Origin of the sequence: Acinetobacter sp. 1542444 (genome assembly GCF_000581835.1) — a bacterium.
GTDB lineage: Bacteria > Pseudomonadota > Gammaproteobacteria > Pseudomonadales > Moraxellaceae > Acinetobacter > Acinetobacter pittii.
This window is the reverse complement of the sequence record NZ_JEYA01000004.1, coordinates 91,115-115,596: the sequence shown is the minus strand read 5'-3', so window position 1 is coordinate 115,596 and position 24,482 is coordinate 91,115. Positions and strand designations below refer to the sequence as shown.

Below are 24,482 nucleotides of genomic sequence, written 5' to 3'. Positions count from 1 at the left end.
ACTGGCATCTATAAAATAAGATACTCCGCAATCATAAATTGGCAAAACACCTATTTTGTTTCATTTTTGACGTTGTATGTGGGAGTAAATTTTCTTTCGGTGTGAGCATGGATAAGCAAATTATTTTTGAAGACGAACACATTAGAGCCATTTTTTTACCAGGCGATTCTAATACATTAGTTCTCTCTTTTGGCGATTTGATTACCCGAGCGAGTGGCTTATCTATCAATGCTGAAAAGTCTCTAATTAAATACCAATATAATGTTATTGGGGTAATGCCAAAACAAAAATCATGGTTTCCTCAAGCAAGCATGATTGAGCTGGCAAAAGCAATTTCGCCTATTCTAGAAGGCTTTAAAAATATTGTGGGTTATGGCGGTTCAATGGGCGGCTATGCGGCAATCAAATATTCTAATTTATTGAATATGAACCGTGTGATTGCATTTGTGCCTCAATATTCAATTGACCCAGAGCATGTTGAAGACCGACGCTACGCTGAGTTTTTTGATTCGGTAGCAAACAAGGACATGCAGATTCAGCCGCAAGATGTCGATTCAGCGCGTGAATACGTTATTGTTTATGACCCATATTTCTCGATTGACCGTGAACATTACTTAAAAATAAAAGAGCTGTTACCAAGCTTACATACGATTCATTTGCCATTTACTGGTCATGAAGCATTGTCTGTATTGGCTAGTTCAAGTTTATTACATGATTTTATTGAACATGATTTCGATGAAATCTATTTTTATCAGCAAGTTCGTAAGGTCAAAAAACAAAGTAAGTTTTACTTCCGTAATGTACTTGCGCATGTTCTTACCCAACATGATGAAATGTTGTTAAAAATATTACGCCAAAATGATTTTCAGCTAGATGAACGTTATTTTGATAACCTACTTAAACAGGCTATTACACGTAGTCTGATAAAAACAAATCAAGCAACTGAGTTGGATTTTCAAAAGCTTGGTATTAAAGTACAACGAATTCAAGAAGATGAAAATTACAAAGAAGGTTTGCAGACTAGCTTTGGTTTAATTTTGGTATTCAACCTCATCAACTCAAAGTTTGAAAGTTACACGGTAGACACTCTACTGGCGAATAAATCTTATTTGGTTCCAATTGTGGCTGAGCAAACTGGTGTAGTGAATATTGAATTAAATAATGAAATTTATTTGTTAGCGATGAATGATCGCAAAGTCATTAAATTGTTCAAGAGTGAAGAGCCTTTAACATCTGATATGAGCCCATTTGTAATCAAAAAATATTCCGACTGCTTTGCGATTAGCTATAAGCAACTAAATTTATCTTTTGATGAACAAGGGCTGTGTGAATTTACGGAAGGTTCAATTCAACCTACAGAGCAGTTGACTACCATCAGCTATTAAAACTTTATAGTGTTTAAATAAAGCTCAGACCTTTAGGTTTGGGCTTTATTTTTTGCTTAAAAAATATTTTTTTATAAACTTATTTATATATTATTTTAAAATTCATTATTTAAATAAATAGTAGGTTTATTATATGGTGATCTGCTGTATTTAAAGTAGGCATAACTAGTAATGTATATAAATATTATATTTAAAAATAAATGGGTTTTCCTAACACATAAATTATAGAAATAATATAAGATTAATTAAAATACAGTTATAGCTATAAAAAAATATAACTAAATGTTTTTACTATATATTTTATTTTTACCTAAAGAGCTTGGTTAAAATAAGTTCACTATTCAAAGATAATTGCATATTTATTTTTTTCTCCTAAAATGATTTTTTACTAAATTGTCGTTACAGTTTTTTATATGCAATCATTAAATTATCGGAATAATGATGCATCGCAACATGGAAGTTCTGCACCTTTGAAACGAGCAATGAGTACTCGACATTTGGTGATGATCTCCCTTGGCGGTGCCATAGGTACAGGTCTTTTTTTAGGGTCTGGTGATGTAATTTCCCAAGCAGGCCCAATTGGCGCAATTATTTCTTATTTTTTGGGCGGTTTAATTGCCTATACCGTGATGTTATGCCTTGGTGAGCTTGCGGTTCATGTGCCGGAATCAGGTTCTTTTGGGGAATATGCGCGTCGTTATATTGGTCCGGGTACGGGCTATATGATTACTTGGCTCTATTGGTTAACTTGGACTGCAACTTTAGGAACTGAGTTTACCGCTGCGGCTTTACTGGTTCAGGAGTGGTTTCCATCTACCTCGGTATGGGCTTGGACTCTTTTTTTTGGCGCCTTAGTTTTTTTCCTTAATATCAGTTCAACTCGATTATTTGCCGAATCTGAATTCTGGTTGGCCCTCGTCAAAGTTGTCACTATTATTTGTTTTATTGGTTTAGGTCTACTGGCAATTTTTGGTTTTATTCCTTACCACGGACATGAAACAGCGCCATTATTTAGTAATCTAACTGCTCACGGTTGGTTCCCAAACGGTCTCTTCCCAATTTTTGCTACTATGCTGATTGTTAACTTTGCTTTTTCGGGCACAGAATTAATTGGAGTAGCGGCGGGGGAAGCTGAGAATCCAGCACAGACAGTTCCTAAAGCAATCAATGCGGCTATTTGGCGTTTACTGATTTTCTTTGTTGGTACAATTGTGGTGATTAGTTCATTACTGCCGTTCCAGCTTGCAGGCCTTAGTGCAAGTGAAGTAAGTAATAGTCCTTTTGTGACGGTATTTAACTATATTGGTATTCCATACGCAGAAGATATTATCCGCTTTGTAATTATTACGGCTTTACTTTCTGCTGCAAATTCTGGTTTGTTTGCTGCTTCACGTATGATGTGGTCGCTTTCGGCAAAAAATCAATTACCAAAAATATTTTCTAAATTAACTCCTTCTGGAACACCGATTGTTGCCATTACTGTAACTATGTTTGGTGCAATTCCTGGATTGCTTTCAGAACAATTTGCACCAGAAACAATTTTTAAGAATTTGTTGGGAGTAGCTGCTTTTACGATGGTTGTGGTTTGGATTGCGATTTGCGTTTCACAATTTAACTTCCGTAGACAGTGGTATAAGTCGGGTAAAACGGCAAAAGATTTACGCTTCGCGGCACCTCTTTTCCCTCTTACTCCAATTGTAGGTGGGCTGTTCTGTATCGTTACCTGTATCAGTATGGTGTTTGACTCATCTATGCAAGTTGGTTTTATCTGCTGCATTATTTTTATCATTTTATGCTATGCAAGCTACTTCATTTTTTATCGAAAGAAAGATCTAGTGCAAAGCTAAGCTTTTTAGTCGAAAAATGTGTTTTTAAAGGTCCCGAAAGGGACCTTTTTTGTGCCTTAGAGGAACCACAAAAGAAAGAATTTCTGTATTTTTTTTAAAAATGAAGTTTTATTTTTAATCATGAAAACAAATATTGTTTTATAAAATTACAATTTATCGGATTCTTATTAATATTTATTTATTATTAATAGTTGATTAAGTCTATGTTTAGCTTGGTTATTTGATAAAGAGGTTTTTTAGATTTTATGAAATATGAATTAGAAATGGACTTATTATAGATTTAATGTAGAGAGAGTATAATTTTTTGACAAGTTCATGAAGGTGATTAATTTTTAAGTCATTGTTATTTATAATTTTAATTTAGTATATTTTTTTAAATTATGATTTTATGTTTTCTATAAATTTTTTTTATTAAAGTTAAGGTTTTTTTAATATTTGTTGTTTTTTTATTATAAGGATTAGTGCGATTTGATTATTTTTTCTCTGCTTATTTATTTTAAAATGTTCTAAATGAGTGTGCTCTATGCTATATTTATTAGAAGATTTTATAGCTATGTTCCGGCTTAATTTTAAGCGGTATGTGTAGAGATAATTAATCTGTAGCATTATTGAACAATGTTTATTTTTAAAAAGACTAATGGAGGGACCTATCGATTAGTCAAAATAATTTTTATGGACATATGATTTTTTTATAAATCATCGTTCTTTTTAACTCCCAAACGGTTATGCCATTTCTTTTGTATTTATATTTCAGCCGACTGGATTAAGTGGGTTGTGGTTGAACTTTGCTTTTATAAAGATAGCTTTATAAACAGTAAGTTAAATGAAAGAAAGCTTGTAAAAGATATCGATATATAAAAGTAGATCATACTTTTAGTATCAACAAATGGAATTTAAAAAACCTAATGCTTTAGAAGAGCAGAAGGTTTAGTAAATAAACTAAGACTTTGTTATTGCAAGGTTTTAGTTGCTGAATAATAAAGACTACGGATTTATCAAATCTGAGTCTATGAAGGTATATAGGAAAAAAGATGTCAGATCTTTCATACGTAAACGAACATAGCGATGCATGGCAAACTTACTTGGCACAAATTGACCGTGTAGCGCCATATTTAGAACATTTAGCTGATTATATCGATACTTTAAAACGTCCTAAGCGTGCGCTTATTGTTGACGTGCCAATCGTGATGGATGACGGTTCGATCCAGCACTTTGAAGGTTACCGTGTACAACACAACTTGTCTCGTGGTCCGGGTAAAGGCGGTGTTCGTTACCATCCAAATGTTGATTTGAATGAAGTGATGGCGTTGTCTGCATGGATGACAATTAAAACTGCTGTTTTGAACTTGCCATTTGGTGGTGCAAAAGGTGGTATCCGTGTTGATCCACGTAAATTATCAACTCGTGAATTAGAGCGTTTGACTCGTCGTTATACGACTGAAATTGGTCATATTATTGGGCCTCAAAAAGATATTCCTGCTCCAGACGTTGGTACGAATGCCAATATCATGGGTTGGATGATGGATACTTATTCTACTAGCCAAGGTCACACGGTAACTGGTGTTGTAACTGGTAAACCAGTCCACTTAGGCGGTTCTTTAGGTCGTGTGAAAGCAACTGGTCGTGGCGTATTCGTTACAGGTCGTGAAGTAGCAGCAAAAATTAATTTACCAATTGAAGGCGCGAAAGTTGCTATTCAAGGTTTTGGTAACGTAGGTAGTGAAGCAGCTTTCTTGTTTGTTGAATCAAAAGCGAAAGTTACACACGTTCAAGACCACACTGGCACAATTTTCAATGCTGATGGTATTGATCTTGAAGCATTACGTGATCACGTAAATGCAAATCAAGGTGTTGGTGGTTTTGCTGGTGCGCAATCAATTGCTGACGAAGATTTCTGGACAGCTGAAGTTGACATTATTGTTCCAGCTGCATTGGAAGGCCAAATCACTGTTGAACGTGCTCAAAAACTTAAAGCTAAGTTGATTTTAGAAGGCGCAAACGGCCCGACATATCCTAAAGCTGAAGACGTATTAGTTGAGCGTGGCATTGTTGTAGTTCCTGACGTGGTATGTAACGCCGGCGGTGTAACTGTAAGTTACTTCGAATGGGTTCAAGACATGGCGAGCTACTTCTGGAGCGAAGAAGAAATCAACGAGCGTTTAGACAAGTTGATGGTTCAAGCTATGGAAGATGTTTGGAATACAGCAAACAGCAACGCTTGTACTTTACGTACAGCGGCTTACATCTTGGCATGTGAGCGTATCTTAAAAGCTCGTAAAGAACGCGGTATTTTCCCAGGCTAATCTGCGGAAATTACTTTTAGAAAAAGTGGTCTGAACAAATATAAAGGATGTTATAGGGTTTATTTGTTCAGTCCCTTTTTCTGAATTATTCAAATTTAAGTGTTATCGAATATATTAAATAAATACTGAGGTAAGCATGGAACAGCCAATTTCTGTAACTCGAAGCAACTTTAACGACTGGATGGTTCCAGTTTTTGCACCGGCAAATTTCATTCCGGTACGTGGCGAAGGTTCACGTATTTGGGATCAAGTAAATAAAGAATATATCGATTTTGCAGGCGGGATTGCAGTAAACGCATTAGGTCATGCGCATCCAGTGGCAGTAAATGCTTTAACAGAACAAGCAACAAAACTTTGGCATGTCGGTAACGGTTATACAAATGAACCCGTTCTACGTCTTGCAAAACAACTCACTGAAAATACATTTGCAGATAAAGTATTCTTCTGTAACTCAGGTGCAGAAGCGAATGAAGCGGCATTAAAACTAGCTCGTAAAGTTGGACTCGACAGTGGTGTTGCTGGCAAAAGTGGTATTGTGGCATTTAACAATGCGTTCCACGGCCGTACCTTATTTACCGTTTCGGCGGGTGGTCAACCTAAATATTCACAAGACTTTGCACCTCTTCCAAATGGTATCAACCATGTTGCCTTTAATGATTTAGAAGCTGCAAAAGCGGTCATTAATGAACAAACTTGTGCCGTGATTGTTGAGCCAATCCAAGGTGAAGGCGGCGTTATTCCTGCTGACATCGAATTTTTAAAAGGCTTAAGAGCACTGTGTGATGAGTTCGGTGCCTTACTTATTTTTGATGAAGTACAAACTGGTGTTGGCCGTACAGGTGCACTATACGCCTACATGAACTCTGGCGTTATTCCAGATGTATTAACCACTGCAAAAGCACTAGGTGGTGGTTTTCCAGTCGGTGCAATGTTAACAACAGATAAATTTGCTCCGCATTTTTCAGTAGGTACACATGGTACGACTTATGGTGGTAATCCGTTAGCAAGTGCGGTTGCTGGTGCAGTCTTTGAGTTTATTAATACGCCTGAAGTACTTGAAGGTGTAAAACATCGTCATCAATATTTCCTAGACGCATTAAATAAATTAAATACTGAGTACCCGATTTTTGAAGAAATTCGTGGTCAAGGCTTACTCATTGGTTGTGTATTAAAAGCTGAGTATGCAGGGAAAGCGAAAGACATTACGACTTGGGCGGGCGAAGAAGGTTTGCTTGCTTTAATTGCGGGACCAAACGTGGTTCGTTTTACACCGTCTCTAATTATTCCTGAACAAGATATTGATGAAGGGATTGCTCGTTTAAAACGCGCATTGGCAAAGTTGGCTAAATAAAAAAAAGGAAAGCTAGCCATGATGATCGTCCGTCATGCCGAGTTTCGAGACCTTGAAGATATTTATAAATTAGCAGGTAAGTCGGGTGTAGGCCTGACTTCCTTGCCACAAAATATGGATACACTTTCGGCTCGAATTTCACGTACTCGCAATACTTTAAATGGCAATGTCCATAAAAGTGAACAAGGTTATTTATTTGTTCTTGAAGATACAGAAGCTCAACGTGTTATTGGGTTAAGTGCAATTGAAGTTGCTGTGGGACTCATTGAACCTTGGTACAACTTTCATGTTGGTACTCAAGTACACGCTTCAAAAGCATTAAATGTTTATAAGTCATTACCTACTTTATTTTTAAGTAATGACAGAACAGGTAGTAGTGAACTCTGTACACTATTTTTAGATCCAGAGCGTCGTGAAAACCAAAACGGTAAATTCTTATCGAAGATCCGTTTTATGTTTATCGCTGCCTTTAAGCAATATTTCGAGAAAAAGTTAATTGCTGAAATGCGTGGTTTCTCAGACGAAAATGGATGTTCTCCATTTTGGGATGCGATTGGTCACCATTTCTTTAATATGGATTTTTCAACAGCAGACTATTTGAGTGGAATTGGGCAAAAAGTATTTATTGCAGAGCTTATGCCACGTTTCCCAGTCTATGTAGATCTCTTGCCAAAAGATGCGCAAGAGGTAATTGGAAAAATGCATCCACAAACTTTACCTGCTTATCATGTGCTTGAGTCGGAAGGCTTACGCTATCAAGGATATGTCGATATTTTTGATGCTGGTCCAACTATTGAAGCCAATATCGATGAATTGCGAGCAGTAAAAGAAAGTCAGTTACTAAACGTCAAAATTACAAGTGAAGCTGCGGTCGGTAAGACCCAATATCTCATTGCTAATGATAATTATCATGACTATAAGGCAATGCTGTTAAAGCTTGATCTTGTTGATAACACAATAAATTTAACATATGAACAAGCTGAAAAACTCGGTGTACAAGAAGGTCACGTTGTTCGTGTGTTATCACTAAATCCAATGGAAGTATCCTGATGTCAAACTCTTTATTTATAAACGGTGTCTGGTTACAAGGCATCGGCGCAACATTTGAAAAAACAAATCCTGTTGATAACCAAACTATATGGTCAGGTGCCGAGGCTACTGCTACTGATGTAGAACAAGCTTGTCAGGCAGCGCGTACTGCGTTTCCAGCTTGGGCGCGTTTACCACTTGCAGAGCGTGTACCGATTGTTGAAAAATTTGCCGCTTTGCTTGAAGAAAATAAAAAGCATTTAGCAGAAGTCATTAGCCAAGAAACCAGTAAGCCATTTTGGGAAACATTAACTGAAGTTCAATCAATGATTGGCAAAGTTGCGATTTCGATTCGTGCTTACCACCAGCGTACAGGCGAAAGCTCAACTGAAATGGCCGATGGTGTAGCATCTTTACGTCATCGTCCGCATGGCGTGCTTGCAGTTTTTGGCCCATATAACTTCCCGGGCCATCTACCAAATGGGCATATTGTTCCTGCATTGCTTGCTGGCAACACAGTTGTATTTAAACCAAGTGAATTAACGCCATGGACTGCTGAAGAAACTGTAAAACTTTGGCAGCAAGCTGGTCTGCCAAATGGTGTGATGAATTTGGTGCAAGGTGGACGCACAACTGGTGAAGCCTTGGCTGCCTCACATGAAATTGATGGTTTATTGTTTACCGGAAGTGCAAACACTGGTTATCACTTGCATAAGCAAATGGCGGGTGCACCTGAAAAAATTCTTGCGCTTGAAATGGGTGGCAATAATGCATTGATTATTGATGAAATTGTTGATGTCGATGCAGTAGTTAATCTTGCTATTCAATCTGCTTTTGTTTCGGCAGGTCAGCGTTGTACATGTGCGCGCCGCATCTTGGTAAAAAATGGTGCTGAAGGTGATGCATTTATTCAACGTTTTGTTGAAGTTGCTAAAAACCTAAAAGTTGGTCGTTGGAATGATGAACAACAACCATTTATGGGTGGCGTTATCTCGTCAGTTGCTGCAACAAACATGATGCATGCTCAGCAAAAATTACTTGAGTTGGGTGCAAAAAGTTTATTAGCCATGACACGTCCTCAAGAAGACAGCTCATTACTTACTCCGGGTATTGTTGATGTCACAGGCGTGAAAGATATTCCAGATGAAGAATATTTCGGTCCACTTACCACCATTCAACGTTATGACAGTTTTGATGAAGCATTAAAAATTGCTAACGCAACTCGTTTTGGCTTGTCAGTTGGTTTGGTTTCACCAAAACGTGAACTGTTTGATGACTTACTCATTGAAGCACGTGCAGGTATTGTGAATTGGAATAAGCCATTAACTGGTGCTTCAAGTGCCGCACCGTTTGGTGGTGTAGGGGCATCAGGTAATCACCGCGCGAGTGCTTTTTACGCTGCCGACTATTGTGCTTGGCCAATGGCATCACTTGAAAGTGGCAGCTTAACCTTACCAGAAAAATTATCTCCAGGGATTGTGTTGCCTTAAACACTAGGGAAAGAAAAAAATGAAAGGATATGAAGTAAATTTCGATGGTTTAGTGGGACCAACACATCACTACGCGGGTTTGTCGTTTGGTAATGAAGCATCGACAAAAAACCGTAATAATACCTCGAATCCAAAATTAGCAGCTAAACAAGGTTTGCTAAAGATGAAAGCTTTGGCTGACATGGGAATGAAACAAGGTGTACTTGCTCCGCATGAGCGTCCACATGTTCCAATGTTACGCCGTTTAGGTTTTACAGGTGATGACATTAGCGTTGTTGCTCAAGCAATGCGTCATTCACCTGAACTATTATCATCTTTAAGTTCAGCTTCTCCAATGTGGACTGCCAATGCGGCTACCGTTTCACCTTCAGCAGATAGCCAAGATGAGCGTGTGCATTTCACAGCAGCGAACTTGAATAATAAGTTTCACCGTTCAATTGAAGCTGAAACTACAAGCCAAGTTTTACAAGCGATCTTTAAAAATGAACGTCACTTTGTACACCACGAAGCATTGCCACAAGTGGCTTTGTTTGGTGACGAAGGTGCAGCCAATCACAATCGTTTAGGGGGTGATTATGCTAAGCGCGGTGTTCAGGTGTTTGTTTATGGTCAACAACATTTAAATAATGGCTTACCGGGACCAAAACGCTATCCAGCTCGTCAAACGCGTGAGGCAAGTGAAGCAATTGCACGTTTGCACCGTTTAGATGATGCACATACCGTTTTTGTTCAGCAAAACCCGGATGTGATTGATCAGGGTGTTTTCCATAATGATGTAATTGCGGTAAGTAACCAGCAGGTTTTATTCCATCATCAACATGCCTTTTTAAATCAAGATCAGGCTTTTGCTGAAATTCGTCAAAAAATGGCAAGCATCGGTGAAGACTTTATTTCAATTGAAGTCCCTGAAAACCGTGTTACCGTTGACGATGCCGTAGCAACCTATTTATTTAATAGCCAAATTTTGACTCGTCCAGATGGTGGAATGACTATCGTTGTACCAGAAGAGTCTCGTCAAAATGCAGCAGTGTGGGGCTATTTGAATGACATGATTCAAATGGGCACACCAATTGATGCTATTCAGGTATATGACTTACGTGAAAGTATGCGTAACGGTGGTGGTCCAGCTTGTCTACGTTTACGTGTAGCTTTAAACGAAACTGAGTTAAATGCCGTAAATCCAAAAGTACTCATGAACGATCAGTTGTTTGGCACACTCAATCAATGGGTTGATAAACATTATCGTGATCGTTTAGCACAAGAAGATTTGGCTGATCCGCATTTGTTAATGGAAAGCCGTATGGCACTTGACGAACTGACCAAAATTTTAGGTTTAGGTTCGGTTTATCCTTTCCAAAAATAATGAGGAGGTGACATGCAAGATTTTCTAGCATTAACCTTACAAGGTGAGCAGCCTACAACTCGCGAAGGAAAACAAAATAATTTTTCTTGGCGCTGGTTGGGTGAAGGACTTCTTGAATGTACGCCAAACGCACAGTACGACAAAGCTGTCGTACTGTCAGCTGGAGTGCATGGTAATGAAACAGCACCAATTGAATTGTTATCTCATCTTTGCACGGATTTATTTGCAGGGCGTTTAAACCTTGCTGTGAGATTGCTGCTTGTGTTGGGTAACCCTTATGCAATGCGTCAAGGCAAACGCTATGTGCATGACGATGTAAATCGAATGTTTTGTGGTGGATATAAAACTCTAGCCGTGACTGAAGAATCAAAGCGTGCTGAAGTTTTAGAACAAGTTGTCACAAATTTCTTTCAAGAAAGTGCAAGTGACGCTAAACGCTATCACTATGATTTGCACACAGCAATTCGTGCTTCATTGTTACCAACGTTTGCTTTATTTCCCTATCAAACGCATGGCTATGATGATGATTTAACAGCAAGTCTTGAAGCAGCTGATTTAGATGCTTTAGTTTATCACAATGCAGTAGGTAAAACGTTTACACATTTTACGAGTGAGAATTTTAAAGCGGCGAGCGCAACTTTAGAGTTAGGCAAAGCCTTACCATTTGGACAAAATGACTTGAGCCAATTTGCAGCAATTGATGAAGTTATTCGTAATGTAGTTTCTGAGCAAGCCTTACCGCTACGCAATAAAACAAAAATTCGGGTCTTTAAAGTATCTGATTCTTTGATTAAAAAAGATGAAGATTTCCAGATGAATTTATCTGCTGAAGCTCCGAATTTTTCGACTTTTACCAAAGGTGAAATCATTGCAACTCAACCTTCTGGTAATTATGTGGTTGAGCAAGATCAGGTCTGGATTTTATTTCCAAATCCAAATGTGAAGCTTGGTTTGCGTGCGGGCTTAGTTTTAACTGAAGCCAATTGAATACTTGATTTTGATAAATAAAAAAGGGCAATTAATTGCCCTTTTTTATTTATAACGGATTAGTTATTACCGAAAAGACCTTTAACCCAAGATTTCTTTTCAGCTTTTTGTGTAGTCGCTTGAGCGCCTGCATTTACATTTGCATTTGCATTAATACCAGCAACATTAACACCAACGTTTACACCTGTTTGAGCGTTAACTCCATGAGCTGGTTGAGCTGCATTTAATTTTGCTTGAGCATCAGCTTTAGTGTCAGCTACAAACTCTTTTTGCTCAGCTTGGTTTTGAGCTACACGAGTTTTTACAGCATCTACATGCGCTTGAGCATTAGCTTGTTTTTCAGCAGTAAATTCTTTTTGGTCTGCTTGTTTTTCTGCAACTTTAGCTTTTACAGCATCAACACCTGCTTTTGTATCAGCTTTCGCTTCAACTGCTAAGTTTTTAGTACCGTTTGCAGCTTTAGTCGCTACATTTTTAGTACCTGTTACTGCTTCGGTAGCAAAATGTTTAGTACCAGTTGCGGCTTTAGTTGCTACATTTTTAGTACCTGTCGCAGCTTCGGTAGCAAAATGTTTTGTACCATTTGCAGCTTTAGAAGAAAGTTCAGTCACTTTTCCTGTTGTTTTTTTTGTTGCTTTAACTGTAGTGTCAGCCGCTACATGACCGGCATGCTTCGCTGAGCTACCTACATTATGAGCAGTATTTTTGACTGTATTGGCTACGCCACTAACAAGACCACCCGGTTGTACATTTACTTGAGCAGAAGCACCTGCATTAACGCCCGCACTTTGTGCAAAAATAGAGGCAGAAGCAAGAACACTTGCAGTAACGATAGCTGTTTTCATCATTTTCATTGCGATATCCTTCAAAGAATATACCCTTTTAGTGAGGTATTTCATAAACGCAAACGAATCATAGCCAAGGGAATATAGTCTTGTGAACTGTCTTCATCAAAATGTTACAACAGTGTTACGTTGAGTAAACAGACTAGGGATAAATTGTGAAGATTAATAAAAATTAATAATAAAGTGAAAAAGAACATTTATTTGTTAGATATTCTAATTAAGCTCTCTTATCTTTCCTTTTTTAAAAAATATCCTTTAATTTTTTCTCTTTCGGTTTTTCTCGACTTGTCCTTTATATCTTTAAATGTGATGTGAATCTAATTATTTATTAGAGGAAACGGCATAATTATTGCTTATTATGAGAATGGAGTGCTTTTTTAGCACTTTTTTGAACCATATTCTGCCAGAAATATAAATGTACAGGGCAGAACTATATTTTTGCTTATTCGGGAAACGGTACTTTAGCTTTTCTCAGGTTTGTATATTTCATGAAATAGAAATTTCACATGAAATATATTTAAAGAAATAGCGCTTTATTTCGAATATTCAAAAATAAAAATAGATATCTATAAACAAAAAAACAGAGATATGACAGATGAAAATTATTGCTTCCCTTCTTGTATTGGTCGGCTTAGTCGCCGTTGTTCTCTATCTTAAGCCAACAAGTGGTGCATCTGATGTGTTCAATTCTGCTTTACATGAGTCGAATTCGCCACAACCAGACACATCTTCGTTTCTTTCTAAACTTAAGGAGCCTACTCAACCTAAAAATCTATCTCAACATTCAACTCATCCTCAATCGGTATCAGCTGATACCGTTCCTTTTTATGACACAAAAAGTGATCTTTCTATTCAACCGATTGATCCAGAAAAAGATCCAGCAAATGAAATAAAAGCGAAATAAGCAAATTGTTAGTTGAAAAACTACGGAGAAAAATAATGCAAAGTAAAACGTTATTTCTATTAGGTCTATGTACGATATTAAGTACAACTGCATCCGCTCTTCCTTTGGATTCTCAAGGTGCTAAACAGCGGTTAAATCAAGCAGCAAAACAAAAAGTATTTCAGGGCAAAATCGATTTGGATGCCTTGGTCAATAATGATTCGAATGATTTAATCGTCGAATACAATATTCCTTCGGTGAGTGTGCCTTCCGGTTTAGAACGGCGGAGTTATATTGCAACAAATAAAAAGAATATACAGGCAAGGTTTAACCGTGCTGGTGGTGTCCAAGTACTTCGGGACTACAATAATTTGCCTTTAGCTTTCTATCGAATTAGTAATCGCGAAGCTTTGGTGACTTTATTAAATGACCCAAATGTTAAAGCAGTTTATCCGAACCGTATTAACCGGACTACGACCAATGAAAGTTTACCTTTAATTAATCAACCACAGGCCAATACCAATGGTTTTACGGGCGAGGGCTCTAGTGTGGCAGTGATTGATACAGGTGTGAATTATCTTCACTCTGATTTTGGCTGTACGGCAGTAAATACACCATCAAGCACATGTCGAGTGGTTTATTCATTTGATAGTGCACCAGATGATGGCGCTTTAGATGATGATGGGCATGGGAGTAATGTTTCAGGCATTGTGTCCAAGGTTGCCACCAAGACCAAAATTATAGGTATTGATGTTTTTAGAAAGGTCAGATCCCAAGGTAAATGGGTAAGCACAGCTTATGATAGTGATATCCTCGCAGGGATTAACTGGGCTGTAAATAATGCACAAACCTATAATATTAAAGCAGTTAACTTAAGCCTTGGCGTACCGGGTGTTAAATATACCTCGGAGTGTAGTGATAGTAGTTACGGAACTGCATTTGCCAATGCGCGAGCTGCTGGTGTGGTGCCTGTAGTCGCTTCAGGTAATGATGCATTTTCAGATGGCATCTCATCTCCTGCTTGTGTTGCTGGTGCAGTAAGAGTGGGGGCTGTTTATGATAGTAATATTGGTGGTGTGTCATGGGGGAACCCTGTGAAATGTTCGGACCCGACCACAGCAGCGGACAAGGTAGCGTGCTTTAGTAATGGTGGCAGTCTTGTGACTTTATTAGCACCGGGAGCAATGATTACGGCGGGGGGGTATACCATGGGCGGGACATCTCAAGCGACGCCACATGTGGCTGGGGCAATTGCTTTATTAAGAGCAAATCGTGTGAGTCCGACAGAAAGTATTGATCAAACGATTAGTCGTTTAAAAACGACAGGTAAACCAATTACTGACCCAAGAACGGGATTGGTTTTCCCTCGTATTGATTTACTGGCAGCAACAAATGGTTTGACTATTAATTAAATAGCTTATTTATAATTTTTAAAATTAGGTCCAAGAAATTTATAAATGGCTATAACCCGTTGCAAAAGATGGCTTTTGCAACGGGTTTTTTATGGATAAGTATTAATTACACTTTGCTAAATTCGCTGGATTAAAGTTGCTTTGGAGTTTTTTGAAATTATTCTGAATTTCTGGATCTTGAATATTAAATGTCGTAGAGCTTTTGGTTGTAGAGTTGGTTGCCTGATTTAATATGCCTGATTCATCAGGATACTGCATAGTCGATGAGGTCGCTGAAATCAGACCATTATTATTAAAAGTCCAGTGCTCAGTTACATGTCCGCCCCCTAAATAGCCAGTAAATTCAATCATACAAGCCTGTTTATCTTGTTTAATAAGTTTGGCTACATTACCTGTGGTAGAGGGATAAGCCTCGATATTCGTATCTTGTTCTAAAACTTGTGCCTGAGAATAAGATGAAGAAGGAGGTGTGGAGGTCGCACATGCAGTTAATGTTAAGCAGCATAGTGTTGAAAAGAGGAGTTTTTGACTATTCATAAGGCAGATTCCCAGCTTTCTTATAGTTAATGACATTATTTCTAGATAAATATCTGTGTTTATAAGCGCGCGAAGTTATCGCGCTATCCAAAAAATTAGTTAGCTGCTGTGCTCGATTTACTTAATTCACCTTGCTCGATCGGGATATTTTCACCATTTCGGCTACTGGTAATATTTTGTTTGGCTTGTTCTATTTTCTGTTCAGTAAATACTTTGGCTGTATCTGCCTTTTGTTGAACGACTTCTGCTTTTTCAGCAGTAAATTCTTTGGTGTTTTGCCATTTCTCACTAATTTTATTCGATGTTTTTTCAGAAGCACCTTGAATAGAGTTTCCTAAATTTTGTATGCCTTTGCCTGTTTTATATAACAGTACGCGCCCTAAGCTAGGATTGTCACCATAAGGTTGTGTTTTGGGTGTTGTTTCAACAACTTGTTGTGGCTGTGTTGTTTCTGCAAATAAGGTTGATGAAGCCAATATAGAACTTGCAACGCATAACACTTGTAAGGTTTTCATATGGATCAATCTCCCCAACCAGAATCAAAAGATGAAGTGGTGATCTTACTGTTAAAAATAAAGCTTGTACTGCAATGAGATAAAACCCATACGATTTGATTACGATAAATCATCATTTAATAGCGCTAAACCAATCATTGCAATAATTCATAAACTAAATTCAGTCTTAATCAATTCTATAAACATGTCTCTGGCTTTATGGTTGCTCACATTTTTGTGCCAGAAAAAGTGATTTTGCATAAAAGCAAGATATTCAAATTTATAACTTTGAATATGGGCCAAATTTTTATATTGCTCATAAATGCTCTTGGGCACCAGAGCCACCCCTGAGCCTGCACTGACACAACCAATAATCGTGGCATAGCTGGTAATGCTGGTGATGGGAAGAGAGATATTCTTCAGTTTAAGCCATTCTTCAAGGGCTGCACGGTAAGGACAGCCTTCCGTCCACATAAAAATTTCTTTACCAATCAGGTCTTCTTGGCAATGAATCTCTCCCAAAGAGTGAGATGCAATTAAGACCATATCTTCTTGGTAAATACTGAGTTTATTGAGCATCGGAAACTCAATATTACCCGCGACAATTGCCCCATCAAGTTTGTGCTGAGAAATATCGACTAATAGCTGTTTCCATGTGCCTGTAATAATTTGAATGGAAACTTCTGGAAAACGTTGATGATATTTCGCAAGTAAGTTTGGCAGACGAGTGGTAGCAGAAGATTCAATTGCTCCAATTTTTAATGGGCCAGAAGGTGGGGCATCTGGATGAATACTTCGTTTTGCCTCATCGCATAGCGCTAAAATTTTATGGCAATAATCGAGAAAGATTTCTCCTGATGGGGTGAGTTTTAAAGCTTTACCTTCACGATAAAACAGCGGTGTGCCTAGTTCTTCTTCGAGTTGTTTAATACGCGTTGTGATATTGGATGGTACGCAATGTAGTTGCATTGATGCTTTAGCCATTGTTCCGCATTCAACCACGGTTTGGAACATTTTTAACTGAGCGATATCCATGTTTTATCATTCACTTTTAATGAATATTTAACTCAATATAAGTTAATTTTATTCAACTATCTATGCGCATATGATGAAAGAGCTCCATTTCATTAGTGCAGATTTAACATGGCAATTTCTCTTGCTGCCGAAACCCAGCCTCCCGCATTTAAGCTCTATTTGTGTATTGCTGTGACCGTCTTTTGTTGGGGTTATTCCCCTATTGGCGTACATAGTGCTTTGCATTCATATACACCGCAGCATATTGCCTTGCTCCGCTTTTTGATTGCATCATTTTTTTTACTGCTTTTGGTCATGAAAAAAGGCATTCAGCCTTTAAATTGGAAAGATGTTCCTGCACTTGCTGTATTAGGATTTTTCTCTGTAACCCTGCATCATCTGCTTATCAATACAGGGCAGCAATATGTGACTGCGGTTGCCTCTAGTATTTTGAGCCAATCTATTCCGTTATTTACCTTTATTATTTCAGCTTTGCTTTTTAAGGAACAAATCAATTTCAAACAATGGTTATGTATTTTATTGGGACTTTGCGGCGCCGTGTTGGTGGTCAGTGGAGATCATGGTTTTGGTGTGCCGAGCCCTTATAGTTTGTTGATAGTTTTAGCTGCAATTGCATGGGGTCTCTACTTTAATTTATATAAGAAATTTGCTTTAAATTATGATGCCTTGAGCATGATGTGCTACATCATTTGGTTCGGAACCATTCCTTTACTATTTTATAGTGCTCATTTCCCCCCTGAAATTTTACATGCTACTTGGCAAGCCAATATGTCAGTTGTCCTATTGGGTATTTTCCCAAGTGCAATGGCTTATGTACTTTGGGGATATGTACTTAAAAATATGCCATTAACGATTGCATCGAATTTTTTATATTGTTCGCCCGTTGTCGCAATGAGTCTGGCAGTTGTTTTCTTAAATGAAAAACCATCAATGATGGTGCTGCTGGGTGGAGTAATTATTGTGGGAAGTTTGGTGTGGATGAATTGGAAAAAATAATTCTTTTACCAAGCTGAGTAAATAATAATGTGGTAGTTATTGAGTGCTGATTTAAAAATGAAAATATTAATTTTATTAAAAAATTCATTTAAATCAGCATACTGAAATAGTTTTTAGAATTTACTTTTATTGATTTTACTTTAAAAAAGTTTGGTTATAGCCAAAAATTAAATTATTCGACTCTTTCGACTTTTTCAATATGACTAGAAGAATCATATGTAATCTCAATTACTATTTTCTCTTTGTTAAGTGCTGAGTCTGAGATTGATACCGTTTCGTCCACAGAATCGAGCGATAATTCACTCGGCATTACATTATGTAATGTCGACACGATTGTATTCGCTATTAAGCCATTATATAAAGCCATTCCATATGCTTTTGGTTTATTGTTAATTTTATAATAAGTGATCGTATCTATCCTTTTCTCACCAATGAGTCTACTTACTACGGGTGGATGGAATTTATTTAGAAATTCATTTCGAGACATTCCAACTAAATTAATCTTTTCTATAGCAGGCGGATTGGTAGTGTCTGGTAAATTGATCCGATGAGGGTTTATAGAACAGGCCATTTGTCCAATGGATAAGATAGAAATAACAAGTAATAAAATATTCTTCTTCATTTATATAATCTTAATTAATAAAAGCTGCTAATTTATAACGATATTTTTTGAAAATATCAAATTATTATAAAAAGTTTTAATGTAGATGAATTGGGGGAATAGGCGTACTATCGAATAATCTATAGATCATTAAACTATCTATAGACTAATGCTATGTCATACGCTACTTGCTTTAAGAGAATAAGATGATTGTTGTTACCTTGACCTATAAAAAACCATTAGCCGAAGTTGATGCTGTATTGAAAGAACATATTGCATTTTTAGATCATTACTATGAGCAAAAGAAATTTCTGGCATCGGGGCGCCGAGAAAATAGAGTAGGTGGGGTGATTTTAGTTCTAAGCTCTTCGATTCAAGAAGCTGAGGAGATTATGAAAAATGATCCGTTCTATATTCATGATGTGGCCGATTATGATTTCATGTGGTTTGAGCCATCGAAAAGTTTAGAAGAAATTAAAGAATTTGTTTAACTCAAAAAAATAAAGGGATCTATAAAAGATCCCTTTATTTCATAATAAGCTAATTAGCCCTGCAACACGCTCACATCGGCAACAGCAGTAAACAAGTTACGCAACTGAGCCAATAAACGTAAACGGTTTGCCTTTAGGTCGGCATCATCTGCCATTACCATTACAGCATCAAAGAATGCATCAATCGGCGCGCGAAGTGCTGCAAGCTTAGAAAGGGCAGCAGTATAGTCTTTTGCTGCAAGTAATGGTTCAACCGCAGGAGTCACTGTTTGAAGTTCAGCGAATAATGCTTTTTCAGCATCTTCAACTAAGTTCGCTTCAACTACAGAACCTTCTGGTGCTGCTTCTTTGGCAAGAATGTTAGCAACACGTTTATTTGCAGCAGCAAGTGCAGCAGCTTCAGGTAATGTGCGGAAGTGGTTAACAGCATTTACACGCTTGTCAAAATCGAGTGGAGATTTTGGTGCAAGTGCTTGAACCGCTTGAAGTACGTCAACAGCAACGCCTTGGTCTTCATACTTAGCACGGTAACGACCTTCCAAGAATGCAACCGCATCAGCACGAGTTTTGTCATGGTCTTTAACGATATCGCCATAACCTTGAAGTGCAAGATTCACTAATTCTTCAATTGTTACATCTAATTCATTTTCAATGATTAAACGTAAAATACCAATTGCTGAACGGCGAAGAGCAAACGGGTCTTTAGAACCTGTAGGCGCTTGTCCAATACCAAAAATACCAACAAGTGTATCTAAACGGTCAGCAAGAGCAATCGTTGTACCTGTTTTAGTTTTTGGTAAAACATCACCAGCAAATTTTGGTAAATATTGCTCACCTAAAGCTTCAGAAACTTCAGTGTTCTCACCTTCAATGCGTGCATAGTAAGTACCTGCAATACCTTGAAGTTCTGGGAACTCACCAACAAGCTCAGACGTTAAGTCGCATTTAGCAAGTAATGCAGCTTTTTCAGCATCTGCTGGGTTTGCCCCAGTGATTGCAGATAATGCAACAGCAAGTTTAGCAATACGTGTTGATTTATCCCAAAGTGTACCAAGTTGTGCTTGGAATACCATGTTTGCTAGTTTTTCTTTACGAGATGCAAGCGGTTGCTTTTGATCTTGTAAGAAGAAGAATTCAGCATCAGACAAACGAGGACGTACAACCTTTTCGTTACCTTCAATAATTTGAGTTGGATCTTTAGACTCAATGTTTGAAACAGTAATGAAGTAAGGTTGTAATTTACCTTCTGCATTGATCAAACAGAAATACTTCTGGTTGTCTTGCATTGTCGTAATAAGAGCTTCTTGAGGAACAGCTAAGTAGCGTTCTTCAAAGGTTGCACGTAAAGCTACAGGCCATTCAACCAGACTTGTTACTTCATCAAGTAAGTCAGCCGGAACAATCGCAGTCGCGTTAACTTCATCAGCTAGCTTTTTCACTTGTTCTTGAATAGTTGCTTGACGCTTTTCAAAGTTCGCAACAACGTAAGCTTTTTCTAAAGCAGCTAAATAGTCATTTGCATGCGCTAAAGTCACAGCTTCAGGTGCATGGAAACGGTGACCATAAGTCACATTGCCAGCTTTGTGATCTTGAATAGTGGCGTCAACAATTTGGTCATCTTTAAGTAAGAGAACCCATTTCACTGGACGTACAAATTCGGTACGGCTTGCAGCAGAACGCATACGCTTAGCAATTGGTAAATTGTCTAATGCAGTTTGTAAAATCTGTGGAAGTAAAGCATCAAGGCTTTGACCTTTCACATCTTTTAAATAGCAAACTTTTTCAACTTTACCTGCTTGGAAAGTAGAAAGCTGATCAACTGTAATGCCTTGACCACGCATAAAGCCTTCAAGTGCTTTAGTCGGTTTACCTTCTGCATCGTAAGCCGCTTGAACAGCAGGGCCATCAAAGCGTTTTTGTGTATCAGCTTGTGCAGCATCGATATCAACAATTTTAAGGGCTAAGCGACGTGGGGCAGCATAAGCTTCGATTGATGCGAAGTTTAAGCCCGCATCTTTTAAGCCTTTTACCGTTTCTGCCTGTAAAGCATCACGTAAAGTTTTCAAGCTTTTTGGTGGAAGCTCTTCACAGCCAAGTTCGAATAAAACAGTATGTTTGCTCATTAGTTTTTCTCCGCCTTTGCTGCTTCACTTTCAGCTTGTGCTTTTAGCTGTACCAATACTTCATCACGTAAGTGTGGTTCTGCCATTGGGAAGCCAAGCTCTGCACGTGCTTGTACATAACTTTGTGCAATAGCACGCGCTAAAGTACGTACACGTAAAATGTAACGTTGACGCTCAGTCACAGAAATTGCGCCACGTGCATCAAGCAAGTTGAAAGTATGAGAGGCTTTAACGACTTGCTCATAAGCAGGAAGAGAAAGTTTTGCTTCAATTAAACGGTTTGCTTCTGATTCGTAAAAATCAAATAGTTCAAATAGTTTTTCAACTGGAGCGTATTCAAAGTTATAAGTCGATTGCTCAACTTCATTTTGATGGAATACGTCGCCGTAAGTTACCGTACCAAATTGGCCTTTGGTCCAAACAAGGTCATAAACCGAGTCAACACCTTGAAGGTACATTGCAAGACGTTCTAAACCGTAAGTGATTTCGCCTGTTACTGGGTAACATTCAACACCACCAACTTGTTGGAAGTAAGTGAACTGAGTTACTTCCATACCGTTAAGCCAAACTTCCCAGCCTAAGCCCCAAGCACCTAGCGTTGGAGATTCCCAGTTGTCTTCTACGAAACGGATGTCGTGAGTAAGCGTATCAATCCCGATTGCTTTTAAAGAATCAAGATAAAGCTGTTGAATGTTGTCTGGGTTTGGCTTAAGTACCACTTGGAACTGGTAGTAGTGTTGCAAACGGTTCGGGTTTTCACCATAGCGGCCATCTTTTGGACGACGTGAAGGTTGAACGTATGCAGCATTCCAAGTTTCAGGCCCTAAAGCGCGTAAGAATGTTGCGGTGTGGAATGTTCCAGCGCCCATTTCCATGTCGTAAGGTTGCAATACGACGCAGCCTTGTTCGGCCCAATAGTTTTGTAGGGCAAGAATTAAGCCCTGAAATGTATCAATGTGCGAGATGGCGCGACTCATGTAGCATCCACGAATTTATGAGAAAAATTGCCACTAAGTATAAGGATTTTGTGGGGGAGTGGCAAAGGCTTAATCACAGGAATATGTGTTTAGCCGATTTGTTTTCGCCTCAGCCATTCCAAGCCTAACCAGTAACAAAAGCTGGTAAATAAAATCATAAGATAAAAACTATAGATCTTATAAATATGCCACCAAGGAGAAGGGAATGAACCGACAAAAATTAAGCGTGTAATAGGGCTAATCAAAATCCAGATGACAGTTGCGCAGATAAAAATACTCATCAGATTTAAACGATTTTTACGCGCGAGAAAATATGAAGTGATATATGCGAAAGGAATAACCAGAAGGCCATAAAAAAGTAAATAAAATAAGAAATGGGCTAGAAAAATAACTGCAATCGAATAAAGACTAAATTCCGCATTAAAGATGATTATTCCTAAGGCAGATATACTCAACAAAGGGATGGGAGCTAGCGCAAGTGCACGAATAATCGTTTTTTTGTTATATTGAAGCATATTAAAAATTATAGAATCGAGAATAAATTATGCTGAAATTTTGCTGCAAACTCATTGTTTTATCCAGCCTTTTCTGTAGTACATGGTTGTATGCACAAACCGAAACTGATGAGCAAGACGAGTACAACCAATGTGTAGAGCAGACCATTAAAGAAATGCAGCTTGAGAGTATTAACAATATGGTTGTGCATAGCTGTTCTGAACAAGCTAAAAAGACTTATGAAGAAAAAATAGTTGCTCTGATTGATCAAATTCGTAAACAAAGCGAAGAATATAAACAGCCAGAGCGTTACCAAGATGTTTTAAAATCTCAACGACTTTGGAAAGCTTATGTAGATCAGGAATGTAGTAATGCAGGCTCATACATTGGCTCACCGATGTATTCATATTGCCCAATGCAAGAGTATGCCGAGCGTGTAAAGCAACTAGAAGAATACGTTAATTAAGACGGATTATTTTAAACGTCACCTCATGACGCCGAGCGTACTTCACTGGATTAAATTTAAGAATGCAAAATGATATTTTTTAAACGATGCCATAAATGAGTCGTTTGATATGTCTGATCGCATTCGGGAAAAACTACAGATTCTTGCTGATGCTGCTAAATATGATGTGTCTTGTTCATCAAGTGGCAGTGACCGTAAAAATAAAGATAAAGGTTTGGGAGATGCCAGCCATTCGGGTATTTGCCATAGCTATACTGAAGATGGCCGCTGTGTATCTCTCTTAAAAATTCTATTTAGTAATGTTTGTATTTTTGACTGCGCCTATTGCGTTTCACGTCGTTCTAATGACGTCCAGCGTGCAGCATTTACGGTGCAAGAGGTCGTAGACTTAACCATTAATTTTTACCGCCGTAATTATATCGAAGGCTTATTTTTAAGCTCGGGTATTTTTAAATCGGCAGATCACACGATGGAGCGTATGCTTCAAGTCGTAAAGAAGTTGCGTCTTGAAGAAAACTTTAATGGTTATATTCATCTTAAAACTATTCCGGGAGCATCGCCTGAACTGATTCATGAAGCAGGTTTATATGCTGACCGGATGAGTATTAATTTAGAGATGCCGACCGAAATTGGGCTAAAAACTTTTGCACCAGAAAAATCACATCAGGAAGTGCAAAAAGATTTAGGTTTGGTCCGTGACAGGCTCATTCAGCTTAAAGATGAGCGACAAGTCATTAAGCATGTGCCGAAATATGTGCCAGCAGGGCAAACCACACAAATGGTAGTGGGGGCCCATCAAGAGTCAGACCAAGATGTCTTGTTTATGGCAGACAAGCACTATAAAGAATTTAAACTCAAACGTGTCTATTTTTCGGGTTATATCCCAATTAATACTGAAAATAATTACTTGCCCGCCGTTGGTTCAGCACCTCCGTTGCTTCGTGAAAACCGACTCTATCAAAGCGATTGGCTGATGCGTTTTTACGGTTTTGAAGTCAATGAAATCGTCAATGAAAAACACCCAAACTTAGACCTTGATGTAGACCCGAAATTAAGCTGGGCATTAAGGCATCCTGAACAGTTTCCAGTAGACTTAAATCGTGCCGATTATCAAATGATTTTGCGTGTGCCGGGTATTGGAGTGAAATCGGCGAAGAAAATTGTTCAGGCTCGCCGTTTTGGAAAAATCCATATCGATTTACTTAAAAAACTAGGCGTAGCTTATCAGCGTGCAAAATTCTTTATTCGCTGTGAAGACAGTCCTAAATTCCAGAAAGAATTATCCTCAAGTTTTATTCGGCAGCAGATTTTAACGCAGGGATCTTCGAAATATGTGCAGCAACTCTCGCCACAATTAAGCCTTGGATTTTAG

The 24,482-nt window shown here is 38.2% G+C and carries 22 protein-coding genes; 14 read left to right on the top strand and 8 right to left on the bottom strand.

The window, feature by feature from the left end; genetic code table 11:
* The first annotated feature begins 107 nt into the window (after positions 1 to 107).
* The 8 genes from J580_RS15670 (at position 108) to astE (ending at position 11,755) form a co-directional block, all read left to right on the top strand.
* Positions 108 to 1,385, top strand: a complete 1,278-nt coding sequence (locus tag J580_RS15670) for a hypothetical protein (RefSeq protein WP_032004850.1) — start codon at positions 108 to 110, stop codon at positions 1,383 to 1,385.
* Between the two features lie 413 nt (positions 1,386 to 1,798).
* Positions 1,799 to 3,232, top strand: coding sequence for an amino acid permease (locus J580_RS15665; RefSeq protein ID WP_032004849.1), 1,434 nt, complete (start codon positions 1,799 to 1,801; stop codon positions 3,230 to 3,232).
* Positions 3,233 to 4,263: 1,031 nt separating this feature from the next.
* Positions 4,264 to 5,535 (top strand): Glu/Leu/Phe/Val family dehydrogenase, encoded by a 1,272-nt coding sequence (locus J580_RS15660; RefSeq protein ID WP_005078412.1) that lies wholly within the window; start codon positions 4,264 to 4,266, stop codon positions 5,533 to 5,535.
* Between the two features lie 136 nt (positions 5,536 to 5,671).
* The gene (locus J580_RS15655; RefSeq protein ID WP_032004848.1) at positions 5,672 to 6,886 is read left to right on the top strand and encodes an aspartate aminotransferase family protein; all 1,215 of its coding nucleotides are present in this window, start codon (positions 5,672 to 5,674) and stop codon (positions 6,884 to 6,886) included.
* An 18-nt stretch (positions 6,887 to 6,904) separates the two neighbouring features.
* Entirely contained in the window at positions 6,905 to 7,936 is a 1,032-nt protein-coding gene (gene astA / locus J580_RS15650; RefSeq protein WP_032004847.1) for an arginine N-succinyltransferase, read from the top strand.
* Positions 7,936 to 9,405 (top strand): succinylglutamate-semialdehyde dehydrogenase, encoded by a 1,470-nt coding sequence (astD, locus tag J580_RS15645; RefSeq protein WP_032004845.1) that lies wholly within the window; start codon positions 7,936 to 7,938, stop codon positions 9,403 to 9,405. The genes astA and astD overlap by 1 nt, the downstream gene beginning before the upstream one ends.
* A gap of 19 nt (positions 9,406 to 9,424) precedes the next feature.
* The gene (astB, locus tag J580_RS15640; RefSeq protein ID WP_002116805.1) at positions 9,425 to 10,768 is read left to right on the top strand and encodes an N-succinylarginine dihydrolase; all 1,344 of its coding nucleotides are present in this window, start codon (positions 9,425 to 9,427) and stop codon (positions 10,766 to 10,768) included.
* A gap of 12 nt (positions 10,769 to 10,780) precedes the next feature.
* Complete coding sequence (astE, locus tag J580_RS15635; protein ID WP_032004843.1) at positions 10,781 to 11,755, top strand: succinylglutamate desuccinylase; 975 nt, start codon at positions 10,781 to 10,783, stop codon at positions 11,753 to 11,755.
* Positions 11,756 to 11,814: 59 nt separating this feature from the next.
* On the opposite strand, the gene J580_RS15630 is transcribed toward astE, so the two are convergent.
* Positions 11,815 to 12,609: a hypothetical protein gene (locus J580_RS15630; RefSeq protein WP_032004842.1), complete on the bottom strand. Its 795-nt coding sequence runs from the start codon at positions 12,607 to 12,609 to the stop codon at positions 11,815 to 11,817.
* A 586-nt stretch (positions 12,610 to 13,195) separates the two neighbouring features.
* On the opposite strand from J580_RS15630, the gene J580_RS15625 reads away from it, so the two are divergent.
* Both J580_RS15625 and J580_RS15620 read left to right on the top strand, forming a co-directional pair.
* Positions 13,196 to 13,504: a hypothetical protein gene (locus J580_RS15625; RefSeq protein WP_005078399.1), complete on the top strand. Its 309-nt coding sequence runs from the start codon at positions 13,196 to 13,198 to the stop codon at positions 13,502 to 13,504.
* A gap of 35 nt (positions 13,505 to 13,539) precedes the next feature.
* The gene (locus J580_RS15620) at positions 13,540 to 14,895 is read left to right on the top strand and encodes a S8 family peptidase (RefSeq protein ID WP_017387018.1); all 1,356 of its coding nucleotides are present in this window, start codon (positions 13,540 to 13,542) and stop codon (positions 14,893 to 14,895) included.
* 102 nt (positions 14,896 to 14,997) lie between these two features.
* On the opposite strand, the gene J580_RS15615 is transcribed toward J580_RS15620, so the two are convergent.
* The 3 genes from J580_RS15615 to J580_RS15605 all read right to left on the bottom strand — a co-directional run bounded on the left by J580_RS15615 (position 14,998) and on the right by J580_RS15605 (position 16,961).
* A complete protein-coding gene (locus J580_RS15615) occupies positions 14,998 to 15,432 on the bottom strand; it encodes a hypothetical protein (protein ID WP_017387017.1) in 435 nt (144 codons plus the stop codon).
* A 95-nt stretch (positions 15,433 to 15,527) separates the two neighbouring features.
* Positions 15,528 to 15,947, bottom strand: a complete 420-nt coding sequence (locus J580_RS15610; protein ID WP_005804579.1) for a hypothetical protein — start codon at positions 15,945 to 15,947, stop codon at positions 15,528 to 15,530.
* Between the two features lie 147 nt (positions 15,948 to 16,094).
* Complete coding sequence (locus J580_RS15605; protein ID WP_032004841.1) at positions 16,095 to 16,961, bottom strand: LysR family transcriptional regulator; 867 nt, start codon at positions 16,959 to 16,961, stop codon at positions 16,095 to 16,097.
* Positions 16,962 to 17,069: 108 nt separating this feature from the next.
* Here J580_RS15605 and J580_RS15600 point away from each other — a divergent pair, with 108 nt between their 5' ends.
* Positions 17,070 to 17,957 carry a DMT family transporter gene (locus J580_RS15600; RefSeq protein WP_032004838.1) on the top strand — a complete coding sequence of 296 codons (888 nt, stop codon included), beginning with the start codon at positions 17,070 to 17,072 and terminating at the stop codon, positions 17,955 to 17,957.
* A 172-nt stretch (positions 17,958 to 18,129) separates the two neighbouring features.
* Here J580_RS15600 and J580_RS0104335 read toward each other — a convergent pair whose 3' ends face one another.
* Complete coding sequence (locus J580_RS0104335) at positions 18,130 to 18,579, bottom strand: hypothetical protein (protein WP_032004836.1); 450 nt, start codon at positions 18,577 to 18,579, stop codon at positions 18,130 to 18,132.
* Positions 18,580 to 18,764: 185 nt separating this feature from the next.
* Between J580_RS0104335 and J580_RS15595 the strand changes: the two genes are divergently transcribed.
* Positions 18,765 to 19,049, top strand: a complete 285-nt coding sequence (locus tag J580_RS15595; RefSeq protein WP_017390992.1) for a YciI family protein — start codon at positions 18,765 to 18,767, stop codon at positions 19,047 to 19,049.
* Between the two features lie 53 nt (positions 19,050 to 19,102).
* Here the strand turns inward: J580_RS15595 and glyS are convergent, their stop codons facing one another.
* The 3 genes from glyS to J580_RS15580 all read right to left on the bottom strand — a co-directional run bounded on the left by glyS (position 19,103) and on the right by J580_RS15580 (position 22,664).
* Positions 19,103 to 21,172: a glycine--tRNA ligase subunit beta gene (gene glyS, locus J580_RS15590; RefSeq protein ID WP_032004834.1), complete on the bottom strand. Its 2,070-nt coding sequence runs from the start codon at positions 21,170 to 21,172 to the stop codon at positions 19,103 to 19,105.
* Positions 21,172 to 22,149 carry a glycine--tRNA ligase subunit alpha gene (gene glyQ, locus J580_RS15585; protein ID WP_032004833.1) on the bottom strand — a complete coding sequence of 326 codons (978 nt, stop codon included), beginning with the start codon at positions 22,147 to 22,149 and terminating at the stop codon, positions 21,172 to 21,174. Before glyQ ends, glyS begins: the two co-directional genes overlap by 1 nt.
* 89 nt (positions 22,150 to 22,238) lie before the next feature.
* Positions 22,239 to 22,664 carry a hypothetical protein gene (locus tag J580_RS15580; protein WP_032004831.1) on the bottom strand — a complete coding sequence of 142 codons (426 nt, stop codon included), beginning with the start codon at positions 22,662 to 22,664 and terminating at the stop codon, positions 22,239 to 22,241.
* Positions 22,665 to 22,693: 29 nt separating this feature from the next.
* Between J580_RS15580 and J580_RS15575 the strand changes: the two genes are divergently transcribed.
* Positions 22,694 to 23,110: a lysozyme inhibitor LprI family protein gene (locus tag J580_RS15575; RefSeq protein WP_032004830.1), complete on the top strand. Its 417-nt coding sequence runs from the start codon at positions 22,694 to 22,696 to the stop codon at positions 23,108 to 23,110.
* A gap of 109 nt (positions 23,111 to 23,219) precedes the next feature.
* Positions 23,220 to 24,482, top strand: a complete 1,263-nt coding sequence (locus J580_RS15570) for a putative DNA modification/repair radical SAM protein (protein ID WP_032004828.1) — start codon at positions 23,220 to 23,222, stop codon at positions 24,480 to 24,482.